The sequence below is a fragment of the Pseudomonas hunanensis genome (assembly GCF_013393325.1).
Classification (GTDB): domain Bacteria; phylum Pseudomonadota; class Gammaproteobacteria; order Pseudomonadales; family Pseudomonadaceae; genus Aquipseudomonas; species Aquipseudomonas putida_P.
In genome coordinates this window covers 137,461-150,958 of the sequence record NZ_QJRC01000098.1, presented here as the reverse complement: position 1 = coordinate 150,958, position 13,498 = coordinate 137,461, and the positions used below count along the sequence as shown (strand labels likewise).

General features: G+C 63.9%; 11 protein-coding genes. 4 read left to right on the top strand and 7 right to left on the bottom strand.

All coding sequences use genetic code 11. From position 1 onward, the window contains the following. The first annotated feature begins 24 nt into the window (after window positions 1–24). Window positions 25–2,070: a TonB-dependent receptor family protein gene (locus DM807_RS22335; RefSeq protein ID WP_179027937.1), complete on the top strand. Its 2,046-nt coding sequence runs from the start codon at window positions 25–27 to the stop codon at window positions 2,068–2,070. Between the two features lie 104 nt (window positions 2,071–2,174). Here DM807_RS22335 and DM807_RS22330 read toward each other — a convergent pair whose 3' ends face one another. The 6 genes from DM807_RS22330 to DM807_RS22305 form a co-directional block, all read right to left on the bottom strand. Continuing rightward, the gene (locus DM807_RS22330; RefSeq protein ID WP_060515107.1) at window positions 2,175–3,470 is read right to left on the bottom strand and encodes an NAD(P)/FAD-dependent oxidoreductase; all 1,296 of its coding nucleotides are present in this window, start codon (window positions 3,468–3,470) and stop codon (window positions 2,175–2,177) included. 53 nt (window positions 3,471–3,523) lie between these two features. Beyond that, window positions 3,524–3,946 (bottom strand): RidA family protein, encoded by a 423-nt coding sequence (locus DM807_RS22325; protein WP_012273129.1) that lies wholly within the window; start codon window positions 3,944–3,946, stop codon window positions 3,524–3,526. Between the two features lie 32 nt (window positions 3,947–3,978). After that, window positions 3,979–5,118 carry an ornithine cyclodeaminase family protein gene (locus tag DM807_RS22320; protein WP_012273128.1) on the bottom strand — a complete coding sequence of 380 codons (1,140 nt, stop codon included), beginning with the start codon at window positions 5,116–5,118 and terminating at the stop codon, window positions 3,979–3,981. 125 nt (window positions 5,119–5,243) lie between these two features. After that, the gene (locus DM807_RS22315; RefSeq protein WP_060492729.1) at window positions 5,244–6,461 is read right to left on the bottom strand and encodes a multidrug effflux MFS transporter; all 1,218 of its coding nucleotides are present in this window, start codon (window positions 6,459–6,461) and stop codon (window positions 5,244–5,246) included. A gap of 215 nt (window positions 6,462–6,676) precedes the next feature. Next, complete coding sequence (locus tag DM807_RS22310; RefSeq protein WP_012273126.1) at window positions 6,677–7,987, bottom strand: alginate export family protein; 1,311 nt, start codon at window positions 7,985–7,987, stop codon at window positions 6,677–6,679. 178 nt (window positions 7,988–8,165) lie between these two features. Beyond that, window positions 8,166–9,653 carry an aldehyde dehydrogenase family protein gene (locus tag DM807_RS22305; protein ID WP_012273125.1) on the bottom strand — a complete coding sequence of 496 codons (1,488 nt, stop codon included), beginning with the start codon at window positions 9,651–9,653 and terminating at the stop codon, window positions 8,166–8,168. Window positions 9,654–10,029: 376 nt separating this feature from the next. Between DM807_RS22305 and DM807_RS22300 the strand changes: the two genes are divergently transcribed. From DM807_RS22300 to feaR, 3 genes are all read left to right on the top strand, one after another. Further along, window positions 10,030–11,526, top strand: a complete 1,497-nt coding sequence (locus DM807_RS22300) for an APC family permease (protein ID WP_012273124.1) — start codon at window positions 10,030–10,032, stop codon at window positions 11,524–11,526. Continuing rightward, the gene (locus tag DM807_RS22295) at window positions 11,507–12,079 is read left to right on the top strand and encodes a DUF3156 family protein (RefSeq protein WP_012273123.1); all 573 of its coding nucleotides are present in this window, start codon (window positions 11,507–11,509) and stop codon (window positions 12,077–12,079) included. The genes DM807_RS22300 and DM807_RS22295 overlap by 20 nt, the downstream gene beginning before the upstream one ends. 113 nt (window positions 12,080–12,192) lie before the next feature. Further along, the gene (gene feaR / locus DM807_RS22290) at window positions 12,193–13,137 is read left to right on the top strand and encodes a transcriptional regulator FeaR (protein WP_012273122.1); all 945 of its coding nucleotides are present in this window, start codon (window positions 12,193–12,195) and stop codon (window positions 13,135–13,137) included. On the opposite strand, the gene DM807_RS22285 is transcribed toward feaR, so the two are convergent. Beyond that, window positions 13,119–13,484, bottom strand: coding sequence for a cupin domain-containing protein (locus DM807_RS22285; protein ID WP_179027936.1), 366 nt, complete (start codon window positions 13,482–13,484; stop codon window positions 13,119–13,121). The genes feaR and DM807_RS22285 overlap by 19 nt on opposite strands. Window positions 13,485–13,498: the final 14 nt, after the last annotated feature.

Here is a 13,498-nt window from a genome sequence, read left to right as displayed (position 1 = left end):
CTGGCCCTGCTGTTTGCAGGTGGCATGAGCGCCAATAGCGTTGCCAGGGCCCATTCGCCCGATGTTGTCGTCATGGATCCGCTGGTGGTTACCGGCGCCTACGCGCCCACCAGTAGCTTTGACCTGCCGTTTTCGGTCGATACCGTTGACCTGTCCCACGGCACTGATGGCCAGCTTGGCGTCAACCTGTCGGAAGTGCTGAGCAAGGTGCCCGGCCTGGTGGTGCAGAACCGGCAGAACTATGCCCAGGACCTGCAGATTTCCTCACGGGGCTACGGTGCCCGTTCAGCGTTCGGTGTGCGCGGTATCAAGTTGCTGAGCGATGGTATTCCTGCCAGTACCCCCGACGGGCAAGGGCAGGCAGCCACGCTGAACCTGGACGTGGCCGAGCGCATCGAGGTGCTGCGTGGCCCGGCTGCGACGTTGTATGGCAGCAACGCCGGTGGCGTGATCCAGATGTTCACCCGCGACGGGCAGGGCCCGGCCCGCGTTGGCGCTGAAACCAGTTTCGGCAGTGACGGCTTCAACAAGAATCACCTGTCCGCCGAGGGCGGTAACGACAACGCCGGTTTCGTGCTGGATGCCTCGCGCATGGACACCGATGGTTACCGCGACCACAGTGCCGCACGCCGCGACCAGACGTTCGCCAAGGTCAATTTCAAGCCCGACGACGACTCGCGCATGGCGCTGATCTACAGCAGCCTGGAGCAGAACGACACGCAGGACCCGCTGGGGCAGAAGTGGGATGCCTACAAGCACGACCCTCGTTCTACCGCGGTCGAGGCAGAGAAATACAACACGCGTAAAAGCATCGATCATCAACAGCTGGGCATGAACTACGAGCGCTATTTCGGTGATGCCACATTGCAGTTCAACCTGTACGCGGGGCGACGCAGTGTTGTGCAGTACCTGTCCATATCAGAAAAAGCACCTTCAAACGTGCAGCGTGGTGGCGGAGTCGTTGACTTCGACCGCGAATTCCACGGCGGCACCCTGCGCTGGATCCAGCCGGTTGTCGAGGTGCCCGGTAACCTCACGTTCACCGTCGGCGCCGATTACGACCAGAGCACGGATGACCGCCGCGGCTACCAGAACTTCAACGGCGACCAGTTGGGCGTCAAGGGCGAACTGCGCCGCGACGAGCAGGACACGGCCACCAGCCTGGACCCCTACCTGCAGGCGCACTGGGAAATCGGCAACTGGACCAGCGAACTGGGGCTGCGCTACAGCACCATGAAAATGCGCGTCGATGACCATTACCTGGCCAACGGTGATTCGAGTGGTTCGAAGACGTACCAGCAGGCCACCCCGTCGCTGTCGGTGATGTATGCGTTCACCCCCGACCTGCGCGGCTACGCAAGCGTTGGTAAAGGTTTCGAAACCCCCACGCAGGCCGAAATGGCCTATGCGCCGGGCGAGGTCGAACGTTTCAACTTCGGGCTCAAACCTGCCACCAGCATGCAGTATGAAGTGGGTGTGAAGTATCGCCTGGGCGAACGCACGCGCTTGAATGCGGCGGTGTATGAAATTCAAACCGATGACGAAATCGTCGTTGCCAACGCTACGGCTGGCCGCACCAGTTATCGCAATGCAGGGCGCACGACAAGACGCGGTTTCGAGGCGAGCCTGCAGAGTGACCTGGGCGAGCAATGGCAGACCACGGTGGTGTACACCCGCACCGATGCGCGCTATGCCGAAGATGTCAGTTCGGCCATCGAACGTGGCAACCGGCTGCCGGGTGTGCCGCTCGACAACCTGTATGGCGAGCTGGTGTGGAAACCCGTTCCGTCGGTCAGCATGGGGGTAGAAGGGCAATACCGCAGCAAGGTGTATGTGGACGACAGCAACAACGCCAAACCGGCACCTGCGTATGCCGTATTCAACTGGCGGACGCGTTTCGAACAGCACGTTGGGCCCTGGACGTTCCATCAACTGGTGCGTTTGGACAACCTGTTCGACCGGCAGTATGTGGGGTCGGTGATCGTTGGCGACAGCAACGGGCGTTATTACGAGGCAGCGCCTGGGCGATCGTGGTATGCGGGGGCGGGGTTGGCGTATCAGTTCAGGTAGCTTTGCGGGCATCTCAGGCATCGCTCAACGGGGCGGCGTTTGCGATGCCGACCAACCCTTGAGGCAGTCGGCTCGCTGACAGCAATGGCCCCTGGCCTGTTAGATCAGGCAAAGCGCTCGAAGCGGTATGGGCTCGGGTCAATCAGTGGTGTGGCCTGGGATACCAGGTCCGCCGCCAACTGGCCGGCAGCGGGCGAGGTGCCGAAGCCATGCCCGGAAAAACCGGTGGCCAGGGTCAGGCCTGGGATGCTGGCCACCGGGCCGATTACCGGGTTGGAGTCGGGGGTGACGTCAATCGTGCCAGCCCAGGCGCTGGCGATGCGTGCCTGTTCGAATACCGGCCAGGCCGCTTTGAGGTTGCGCATGGCCTCGTCGTTGAGTGCTGGGTTGGCGTGTGGGTCTTGTACCCTTACGCGCTCGAAAGGGGTCACATCCGTGGCTTTCCAACGCCGGGCCAGGGCCAGGTCCTTGAAGAAGTATTTGCCAAAGCTGATGCGCAAAAAGTCCCGCTGCGCACGCAGCTGGGGCAGGTAACGCTTGCCCAGCAGCAGGTGGTCGAGGGTGAGGAAAGCATCCAGTGCGCCGCGCTGGGTGATGATGTAACCGCCGTCCTTGTGCTTGCGAAACGAAAAGTCCGGTGCGCCGACGGCGATATCGGTAGGCCCGTCCATTGGCTCGGTGCGCAGCACGGAACAGGTCAGCGGCAAGGTCGGCAGGTTGATGCCCAGGTTGCCGAGGAACTTGCGCGACCATAGGCCACCGGCCAGCAATACCTGGTCGCAGCGGATTTCGCCTTGCTCGGTGACCACCCCGCTGATACGGCCGGTTGCGGTGACCAGCGTACGCACCGCGCAGTTCTCCACCACCACCGCGCCTTTGGCAATGGCCGCACCGGCGATGGCGCTGGCGGCCAGCGTCGGTTCTGCGCGGGCATCGGAGGGTGTGAAGATGCCGCCTGCCCAATCCGCCCGACCACCCGGCACTTTCTGGGCGATTTCACGCGCGCTCAGCAGGCGCGAATCCAGGCCCAGCGCCTCGACACTTTTAAGCCAGCCTTCATGCATGCCCATCTGCGTGTCGTTGCGGCCGATGAACATGATGCCCGCCTGGCGATAGCCAACGTCGCTGCCTACGCGCGCTGGCATCTCGGCCCACAGCCGGTCGGCCGCCAGTGCCAGGGGGATGTCGTGGGCGTGACGGTTGGTCTTGCGCACCCAGCCCAGGTTGCGCGACGACTGCTCGCCAGCGATGCGCCCCTTTTCCAGCACCACCACCGGTATGTTGCGCTCGGCGAGCGTCAGTGCGGCAGTCAGGCCGATGATGCCGCCACCGATGATTACCACAGTCGTGGCGGCGGGGTGGCGGGTGCTGGTTTGCACGGGGGCGATCGTGGGAGACATGGCTTTACTCATTGTGGTTCGGGCAGAGGAGTGCTCAGCGGCAGCCAGCGGTTTTACTGGCCAAGGCGGATCAGGGTCACTTGCGCTTGCCCCGCACCGCGGTAGGCAGTGACTTCCAGCTCAACCTTGTACACGGTGGAGCCCAACGGCGGGCAGGTGACCGTGGTGGCCGGGTCGATGCCGCGGAACTTCTGGCCGATCACGTCCATGACCTGCGGCACATCGGCCGGGTCCTGAATGAATACCCGCGAATTGATGACGTCGGCCAGGCTGGCATCGACCGCGGCCAAGGCGGTTTCGATATTGGCGAACACCTGGTGGGTCTGTTCGATCACGTCCTCCGGGATCAGCTGGGTCTGCGGGTTGCGCCCGGCGGTGTTGGAAACGTGAATCCAGTTGTCCACCGCCACCAGGCGGGAGTAGCTGGCCATGTCTTCGAATTTGGAGCCGGTTTTCAGTTTGGTGATCTGTGTCATGGGTTTTGCCTCGTTGTCCGGTAATGGGTGAATCAGCTGAGAACGGGGGTTTCCCAAAGGTTGAGCTTCACGCCGATGCCTTGCTCCAGCGCCTTGCGGTACACCACGGTGCCCCAGGCCACATCCTCGACAGGCATGCCGCCTACCGACATCAGGATGATTTCGTCGTCATGCAGACGCCCTGGTGCGTCGCCGCTGATGATCTTGCCGATGTCTTCCACCTGCTCGGCGGCCAGCTTGCCTTCGTGAATCATGTCCATGAAACGCACGCCTACCAGCGGCACGTGGTTATGCGCAGGCTTGGGCAGTTCTTCGAACCAGGCCTCGTAAAGGCCGGTGTTGTCGACCACCTTGCGGACGTCGTCCTGCTCCATGCCGGCATCGATGCTGCACGGGGCTGGCATCGCCAGGAATGCGCCAGGCTTGACCCATTCGCGACGCACCAGGGGGTACTGGCTGGGGTCGCCCACTTCGCCCGAGCTGCAGTAGGTGACCAGGTCGGAGCCGCGTACCACCTCTTCCAGGGTTTCAACCACCTGCACGTTGACGATTTGCGGGAAGCTGGCTTTGACCCAGGCGACGAAGGCATCCAGGTTTTTCTGGCCGCGGCCCTTGATCTTGATGGTGTCGATCAGTGGGCAGACAGCCATGAACGCGGCGACCGTGGTTTTGCCCATCACCCCCGGGCCGGCCAGGCCGATGACCTTGGCGTCCTTGCGCGCCAGGTGGCGGGCACCTACGCCTGGGATGGCGCCGGTACGGTAGGCCGACAGCAGGTTGGCCGACATGTGCGCCAGTGGCGCGCCAGTGTCGGCATCGTTGAGGGTGAACATCAGGATCGAGCGGGGCAGGCCTTTCTCGCGGTTGGCGATGTTCGAGCCGTACCACTTGGCGCCGGCGGTCTGGAAGTTGCCGCCGAGGTAGGCTGGCATCGCCATCATGCGCCGGTCGGCGGTGGGCTTGGGCATATTGGGGAAGGGCGAGTGCTCGGGGAAGGTGATCATCGCACCGTGCGAGTCGCTGTTCGGGCCGGCCATGCGGTAGTCGCCCTGGTACAGCAAGCCGAACATCTCTTCCATGGTGTCGACACAGGCGGGCATGTCGGTGACGCCGGCGCGGATCATGTCCTGCTCGGACAGGTAGATGAAGTCAATTCTGGTATCGAGGGTCATAGCGGGTCTCGCAGGGCTGGCTGCCATCGGATTTATTGTTGGTATCGAGGCAGCCAGTTTCGCTAACGACTGGTAGGTCGTCTTGTGCCTGCCTGCCAGCCGAGTTGACCGTCAGTGCCAGGGCTTCAATGGCCAGCGAGCGAGAAGCTGGCGGGGGTATCGCGCAGGCTGAGAGCGGTCAGCAGGCACACCACCAAGGTGCACAGGGCCAGCAGCGCGGCCCAGGCGGTCGGGCCGTGGTCGAGCACCACGGCGGCCAACGGGGCTGCGCCGGCAGATGCAGACAGCTGAATAGCGCCCAGCAGCGCTGCGGTGGAGCCCAGCGCCTTGTCTTGCGAGGCCATGACCAGCGACATCAGCGTCGATTCGGCTATGCCCAGGCCGAACAGCGCCACCACCATGCCGCCAGCCACACCCGGCAGCCCCAGGCCGGTCAGCGCACCGAGCAGGCTGATGCAGGCGCCGCCAGCCATGCATAGCACGCCCAGGCGGGTCAGGGTATTCAAGCCCAGGCGGCTGATCAGGCGGCTGGCGGCCATGGCGCCAAACAGGATCGATACCCCGGTAGCGCCGAACAGCAGGCCGAAGGCCTGGGCGCTCAGGCCGTAGTGGGCCTGGTACACCAGGGTGGCACCGCCGATGTAGGCGAACAGGAAGAAGAACACCGCGGCCACTGCCAGGGTCGGGCGCAGGAAGCGGCGGTCGGCCAGAATGGCCAGGTAGGTACGGCAGGCGTGGCCCAGGCGCAGCGGTTCGCGTTTGCCCGGGGGCAGGGTTTCCGGCAGGTTCAGCAGGCTGTTGAGCAGCACCGCCAGCCCCATGCCGGCGAGTACCAACATCACCGCGCGCCAGCCGAAATGCGCGTCGATCACGCCGCCCAGGGCCGGTGCCAGGATCGGTGCCACACCTTCGATGGTCATCAGCAGGGCGAACAGTTTGGTCGCGGCAACGCCCTGGCTCACATCACGCACCATGCTCATGATCACGACCAGGGTCAGCGCGCTGCCCAGCCCCTGGAAGAAGCGCAGCATGATCAGGGTGTCGAGGCTGGGGGCCGCGGCTGCGCCGAGTGAGCAGAGGATGAACAGCAGCAGGCCGGCCAGCAGCGGTTTGCGCCGGCCATAGGCGTCGACGATGGGGCCGAAGATCAGCTGGCCGGCGCCCATGGCCAGCAGGAAGAAGGTCAGCGTCAGCTGCACACGCGTGAAACTGGCCTGATAGTGGCTGGCGATTTCCGGCAGGCTCGACAGGTACATGTCGACGGCGGAAGGGCCGAGTGCGCCAATCAGGCCGAGGCCCAGGGCGAAGCTGAAACGTATTGGGGGAGAGGGATCTGCGTGCATGGTCTTCTCTGTCTGTTTTTTTGCCTACCGATCGGTAGGTTGGCGAATCTTATTTGCCCAATCAGAGAAGGTCAAACGCTTCTGGAGGTCAGTCACCCATCCCTGTGGGAGCGGGCATGCCCGCGAACACCGGCAAAGCCGGTGCCATACACCGAGTCGCCTTCTTCGCGGGCATGCCCGCCCCACGGGTATTCCGAAAGCCTTTAGTGGTTGCTTTAGAACGGCACGGCCACGGTCAGCTGGCTGTACACGTTGGTGCCGTTGCCGCCGACCTGATTGCCACCGTTGCTTTCATCCTTGCGTGGCTGGTACAGGCCCACCAGCGGGCTGATGATCAGGTGGTCGTTGACTGCCCATTCCACATACAGGTCCAGCTCCCTGGCATCGAGGTTGAGGCTATCGCGGGTGCGTACGGTGTCGAAATCGAAGTACAGCGCGCCAACCGTGAGGTTTTCCAACGGCGTCGCCTTCACGCCCACATGGTGGATGCCGGTATTGCTGTTGAACGGGCCGGCGTAGTTGGCGGCGACTTCGCCCTGGAACCAGGTGCCATAACCGGAGGACAAACCGCTGAACAGCGAGTCCCAGCCGGCTGAGTAGCGGGTGTAGCGGTAGGTGATCGACGGTGCCCAGGGCAGGTCGGCGAAGGTGTAGCCGGCCTGCAGGTACCAGGCTTGCTCGGGGCCGTCGGTCTTGTCCTGCCAAGCGTATTCAAAGGCAAAGCTGGCATTGTCGATGCCGGCGCTGCCTTCGCCGCGCACGCTGTACACGTCCATGCCTTCGCGGGCTTTCTGGAACTCGCTGGCCCACTGGTCGGCGACGTCGATGCCGTGAATCCAGGTCAGCCCCAAAGTGCCCAGGGCGTGGGTGTAGTCCAGCGTGCCAGCGGCCAGTTCGGTTTCGGCCTGGGCGCGGTTGTCGGATTTCAGCCACAGCAGGCTGCCATGCAGGCCATCGCTGCCGCCCAGGCGCAGCATGGCGGTGCGGTCGAAGGCATGGCGGGCGGCCAGATAGTAGGCGCCACCCCGATCGAGGGCGCCGTCGGCCACGCCATTACCGAGGTTCGGGCCGTCGTCGTTGATCAGGAAACCACTGCCCAGGCGAATGGTCTGGCGGCCTGCGGAAAGGTCCACGCCATCCTTGCCCAGTACCGGGAACAGATCGCCTGAGCGCCAACCCAGGAAGGCGTCCTCGATCTTGGTGGTGCGTTCCGAACCATCGGTATTGCCGGCCGCATCGCCGTCGCCCCAGGTGGCCGAGCTTACCCAGTTCAGGCTGCCATACAGCGTGCCGTTGCCGGCCAGGCCCTGGTCACCGCTGAGGCCATACTTGATGAAGCCTTCGCGCCAGGTCGAGCCGCCCGTGGTGCCGTCGTAGTTCTTGCGGCTATTGAACATGCCCCATACCGCCAGCATGTCGGCGTTCAGGTGGCTGTCCTCGTCGGCGTACAGCTCAACGGCCGGCGCGGCCTGGCTGGCCAGCAAGGTTGCCAGTGCCAGGCTGGACAGCGTCTGTGGTTTGACCATTTGCACATCCCTCGTTTTTCTCGGCCGCCTGCAAGGCGGCCCTTGTTGTTCGCGGGCACCCTCGGTCTGGCGAGGGGCCATCGCGGTTGGCGGCGATGGCCTATTAGGGCGTGTGCGGTAGGGCGGGGTCTTGTTCGTGGCTGCCAAGGCGTTTGCACGCCTTGGCCAAGGGGTGTGGTCAGTAGCGAATCATCACCGACTTGAGTTCGGTGAAGTCATCGATGAACGCCGAGCCGAACTCGCGGCCAACGCCGGATGCCTTGATGCCACCAAACGGCACAGCCGGGTCGAGTAGTGTGTGCATGTTCACCCACAGGGTGCCGGCCTGGATTTGCGGGATCATGCGCATGGCCTTGCCCAGGTCGTTGGTCCACAGGCTGGCACTGAGGCCGTAGGGCGAGGCGTTCATCAACTGCAGCAGCTCGTCTTCGTCGTCATACGGCAGGAAGGTCGCCACCGGGCCAAAGGTTTCCTGGTTGAGCAGGGTGTCGTTGGCCGACCTGGCGAGGATTACCGTCGGTTCGACAAAGCAACCGGGGCCGTCGCCCAGCTTGCCGCCATGGATGATTTGGCTACCTTCGGCGCGCGCAGTGGCGAACAGTTCCGCCAGCTTCTGCTGGTGTGGCTTGTTGGCCACCGGGCCGAACTGAGTGGATTCGTCCAGCGGCGAGCCGATCTTCAGTTGGCCCAGGCGCTGGGACAGCGCGTCCAGCAACGGGTCGATGCGCGAACGGTGCACGTAGAAGCGTTCGCCAGCCGCGCAGATTTGCCCCGAGTGCAGGAAGCCGGCTTCGATGATGCCGTCCACGGCCTTGTCGGTTGCCACGTCGGGCAGGAAGGCCACCGCATTCTTGCCACCCAGTTCCAGTGTCGCCCGGGTCAGCTTGGCACCCATGGCAGCCTGGCCGACGGCGATGCCGGTTGGGACCGAGCCGGTGAATGAAACTTTGTCGGTACCGGCGTGCTCGATCAGTGCCTTGCCCACCAGGCCGCCACCGGTCAGCACGTTCAGCGCCCCGGCCGGCAGGCCGGCTTGTGTGGCCAGTTCGGCGATGCGCAGCAGCGTCAGTGGGGTAAATTCACTCGGCTTGAGGATGATGCTGCAGCCGGTGGTCAGGGCCGAGGCCAGCTTCCAGATGGCGATCATGGTGGCGAAGTTCCACGGCACGATGCCCACCACCACGCCGATCGGCTCGCGCAGGGTGAAGGCACTGTAGCGCTCACCGGCGAACGAGGGCAGCGACGGGGTGATGGTCTGGCCGGTGATCTTGGTGGCCCAGCCGGCGTAGTAGCGCAGGAAGTGCGCGGCCTGCTCTACTTCGAAGGCGCGGGAGATACCAATCAGTTTGCCGGACTGCACAGTTTCCAGCTGCGCCAGCTCTTCGCGGTGGGCTTCCAGCAGGTCGGCCAGCTTGAACAGCACCGCCGCGCGGGCGGCGGGGCTGGTGTGCGACCAGGTGGCAAAGCCTTGGCGCGAGGAGCTGACGGCATGGTCGACATCGGCCTGGTTGGCGTCGGCGATGTGGGCGATGGTCTGGCCGTTGGCTGGGTTGACCACGGCGATTGTCGACGACGACTGGCTGGCGAGGTGCTGGCCGTGGATGAACACGCCATGCTCGCGGGCCAGGAAGGCCGTGACGGCAGGTAGGAGGGTGATGTCGCTCATGCAAACTCCGGGGCAGGTGGCCAAAGCTTGCAGCTTAGTGAGCGGGGCAGAGCGGTTCTTGTGCCTGCGTGACAGGGGCATGACTGTGGCTGCCAAGCGATGAGTCAGCCTTGCGCGATCCCTTGTAGGAGCGGCCTTGTGTCGCGATCGGGCTGCGCAGCAGCCCCCGTTTTTTGCATCACAGCCAATATCGCCGGGGCCGCTTTGCGGCCCGATCGCGACACAAGGCCGCTCCTACAGGGGCATCGCCAGGCTCTGGAGCTGATTGCTGGCAGGCAGCAACAAGCCCGGCGGCAGCCATCGGCAAGACGGCATGCCACCTGCAGCGCACAGTAATCACTCGTTCAACGCCACAAAAACAAGCCGGGGCATAACGATGTCACTCAATAACAAGCTCACCGAGCACCTCAACCGCGGCACGGTCGGTTTCCCCACCGCACTGGCCAGCACCGTCGGGCTGATCATGGCCAGCCCGGTGATCCTCACCGCAACCATGGGCTTTGGCATCGGCGGCAGCGCCTTCGCTGTGGCCATGGTCATTGCCGCACTGATGATGCTGGCGCAATCCACCACCTTTGCCGAGGCCGCGTCGATCCTGCCGACCACGGGCTCGGTGTACGACTACATCAACTGCGGCATGGGCCGCTTCTTCGCCATCACCGGCACACTGTCGGCCTACCTGATCGTGCATGTGTTCGCCGGTACCGCCGAAACCATCCTGTCGGGGGTGATGGCGCTGGTGAACTTCGAGCACCTCAACACCCTGGCAGAGTCAGCCGGTGGTTCGTGGTTGCTGGGGGTGTGTTTCGTGGTGGCGTTCGCGGTGCTCAATGCCTTTGGCGTCAGCGCGTTCAGCCGCGCCGAAGTGGTGCTGACCTTCGGCATGTGGACCACCTTGATGGTGTTCGGCGTGCTGGGCCTGATCGCAGCACCTGCGGTGGAGCTGGACGGCCCGTTCGGCGTGTCGCTGGTGGGCACCGACCTGATGACCATCCTGTCGTTGGTCGGCATGGCCATGTTCATGTTCGTCGGCTGCGAGTTCGTCACGCCGCTGGCGCCCGAGCTGCGACGCTCGGCCTGGGTGCTGCCACGGGCCATGGCGCTGGGCCTGTTCGGCGTTGCCAGTTGCATGTTCATCTACGGTGCGGCGATGAAGCGCCAGGTGGAAAACGTGGTGCTGGATGCCGCCAGTGGCGTGCACCTGCTGGACACGCCCATGGCCATCCCGCGCTTCGCCGAGCAGGTGATGGGCGACATCGGCCCGGTGTGGCTTGGTATCGGATTCCTGTTCGCCGGTGCGGCGACCATCAACACACTGATGGCCGGCGTACCGCGCATTCTCTATGGCATGGCGGTCGACGGCGCGTTGCCCAAGGTGTTCACCTACCTGCACCCGCGCTTCAAGACGCCGCTGCTGTGCATTCTGGTGGTGGCGTTGATCCCTTGCCTGCATGCCTGGTACCTGGGTGGCAACCCGGACAACATCCTGCACCTGGTGCTGGCCGCCGTGTGCGCCTGGAGCACCGCCTACCTGCTGGTGACGCTATCGGTGGTGATTTTGCGCATCCGTCGCCCGGACCTGCCGCGTGCCTACCGCTCGCCGCTGTTCCCGCTGCCGCAGATCCTCTCGAGCAGCGGCATCCTGATCGGCATGGCGTTCATCACGCCGCCAGGCATGAACCCCGCCGATGTCTACGTGCCGTTCGCCATCATGCTCGGTGCTACGGCGGCCTACGCGTTGTTCTGGACGCTGTGCGTGCAGAAGGTCAACCCGTTCAAGCCGGCGCGGGTCGAGGATGTGCTTGAGAAAGAATTCGCCGCCGAACCTGGCCACGCCGTGGAGCACCTGCAGCATGATCAGAAGTTTGCGTGAGCACCTGCTGGCGCCTCGGGCGCCTTCAGGTTACCGCCCAGGGGCGACGCTGATGTGCCTGGCGCGCAACCTGGGGCAGCAGGACCTTGCAGTTGCGGGGGTGCTCCACGACCCGGCTCAGGGCTGGCAGGCCAAGGTGCACGAACGCGTCGAGGCCCACCTGCTGATGCACATCGTCACCTGTGAGTTCCAGCTGCAGTTGCCTGCCCCGCAACAAGGCGAGGTCAGCCTGGAGCTGCGCCATACCGGTGCGCTGCGCCGTACCGGCCTTGCCTGCGTGTACCGCAAGGGTGATCGGGCGCGCTTCGCTCAGTTGCGCGACCGCTTGCTGCAGCAGACCGCGCTGGTGGCGGCGCTGATGCCGCTGGATTTCAAGCGCCTGAGCCTGGCCTGTCGCGACGGTCAATGGCTGCTGACGCTGGAGCACATGGGCGGCAGCGAAGTGGTCAACCGTATGCCGGCGTTTCGTCGCTACATCCCTATCAGCCCGCAACAGCGGGCGCACCTGATGGCCAGCCTGGCTCAGTTCAGCCGTTTGCTCCCCAGCCTCTGACGCAGCTTGGCACATGCCTTGCTGTGTCTAACGACAAATGATGACAGTTGTGCGTGCATTGATAACATGTTAACAATGTGCGCATAACAACAAATCCTGCGTCGAGGGCAGCCATGCATACTCAACAATCCAACCGTCAGGGGCTGGAACGCTGGACCACGGCCATGCAACAGATCTGTGGCCGTTTCGAGACGGAGCTTGCGTCCAATCACTCGCTGTTCATCGGCGAGGTCTCCACCTTTTCCCGCGCTGGCTTGCCGCTGGCCAACCTGCGCACCAATGCCGGCAACATCCGTCGGCTGGGCGAAAACCCCACGCTCGACGATGACCAGCATTGCTTTCTGGTCAGCCAGCGTGCGGGTCACTCCACTGTATCTCAGGGTGGCCTGCAGGTTAGCCTGGCGCCGGGTGAGCTGCTGCTGATGGATTCGGTCGGGCGTTGTGAAATCACCCCTAGCGGCCTGATCGAGCATGTCTCGCTGGCGCTGTCGCGCGAGCAGGTGCGCAAGTACGTGCAGGGCAGCGGCCCGATGTTCGGCAAGATATCGTCGAGCAACGCCTGCGGGCGCATGCTGCATGTGTTGATGGACCAGCTGTGCAAGGACGGCAACGTCAGCGGTGATGGTGCCCAGGGTGATGCGCTGCAGACCGCCTTCATCGCCTTGCTGGAGCCGGGCTTCGAGCGTAATGGCGAGGCGCCGGGCAACCTTGGGGCATTGAGCGGTGCCAACCTGCGCGGCTATGTGCAACAGGTGATCGACGAGTCGCTGTCACAGCCTGGGCTGACCCCAGCCAACCTTGCCGGGCGCCTTAACATCTCGGTGCGCCACCTGTATCGGCTGTTCGAGGAGGAGGGGGACAGCGTGTGCCGCTACATTCAGCGGGCGCGCCTGATGCGCAGCGCCGATGATCTGGCCAACCCGTTCTTCAAGGGCGAGTCGATCACCTCGATCGCCTACAAGTGGGGGTTTACCGACTCGGCGCATTTCAGCCGTTCGTTCAAGAAACAGTTCGAACGCTCGCCCAAGGACTACCGGGCTCAGGCCACCGCCAGGTAATGCTTGACGAATGAATCGCTCAACACTTCCCAAAGCACCGGGGTGCCCTTGGTCACGAACCAGGCATCACCGGGCTTGTAGCGGGTGACCTGGCCGGTGGATTCATCGGTCAGCTGGATTTCGCCGGTCACGATCACGGCCTGTTCGTCGAACGGGTAGACCATGCGGAACTTGCCGCGCGTAGTGCCGAAATAAGCACTGCTGACCGCGTCTTCAGGCGCGCCGTAGGTCATCTTGCCAAAGGCTTTCACGTCGCCTTCGAGTATTTCCGAGCCCAAATCGGCAACGCTGCCCCAGGCATCGAGTTCGGATAATTGTACGCCTTGCTTGGCGGCGGTAAGGGTCATGGCAGTTCTCCAGG

Coding starts and splice junctions, on each gene's coding strand:
- DM807_RS22320 (WP_012273128.1), bottom strand. CDS start 5,118: ATGACCCTCGATACCAGAATTGACTTCATCTACCTGTCCGAGCAGGAC.
- DM807_RS22285 (WP_179027936.1), bottom strand. CDS start 13,484: ATGACCCTTACCGCCGCCAAGCAAGGCGTACAATTATCCGAACTCGAT.
- DM807_RS22310 (WP_012273126.1), bottom strand. CDS start 7,987: ATGGTCAAACCACAGACGCTGTCCAGCCTGGCACTGGCAACCTTGCTG.
- DM807_RS22325 (WP_012273129.1), bottom strand. CDS start 3,946: ATGACACAGATCACCAAACTGAAAACCGGCTCCAAATTCGAAGACATG.
- DM807_RS22305 (WP_012273125.1), bottom strand. CDS start 9,653: ATGAGCGACATCACCCTCCTACCTGCCGTCACGGCCTTCCTGGCCCGC.
- DM807_RS22300 (WP_012273124.1), top strand. CDS start 10,030: ATGTCACTCAATAACAAGCTCACCGAGCACCTCAACCGCGGCACGGTC.
- DM807_RS22315 (WP_060492729.1), bottom strand. CDS start 6,461: ATGCACGCAGATCCCTCTCCCCCAATACGTTTCAGCTTCGCCCTGGGC.
- feaR (WP_012273122.1), top strand. CDS start 12,193: ATGCATACTCAACAATCCAACCGTCAGGGGCTGGAACGCTGGACCACG.
- DM807_RS22295 (WP_012273123.1), top strand. CDS start 11,507: ATGATCAGAAGTTTGCGTGAGCACCTGCTGGCGCCTCGGGCGCCTTCA.
- DM807_RS22335 (WP_179027937.1), top strand. CDS start 25: ATGAGCGCCAATAGCGTTGCCAGGGCCCATTCGCCCGATGTTGTCGTC.
- DM807_RS22330 (WP_060515107.1), bottom strand. CDS start 3,470: ATGTCTCCCACGATCGCCCCCGTGCAAACCAGCACCCGCCACCCCGCC.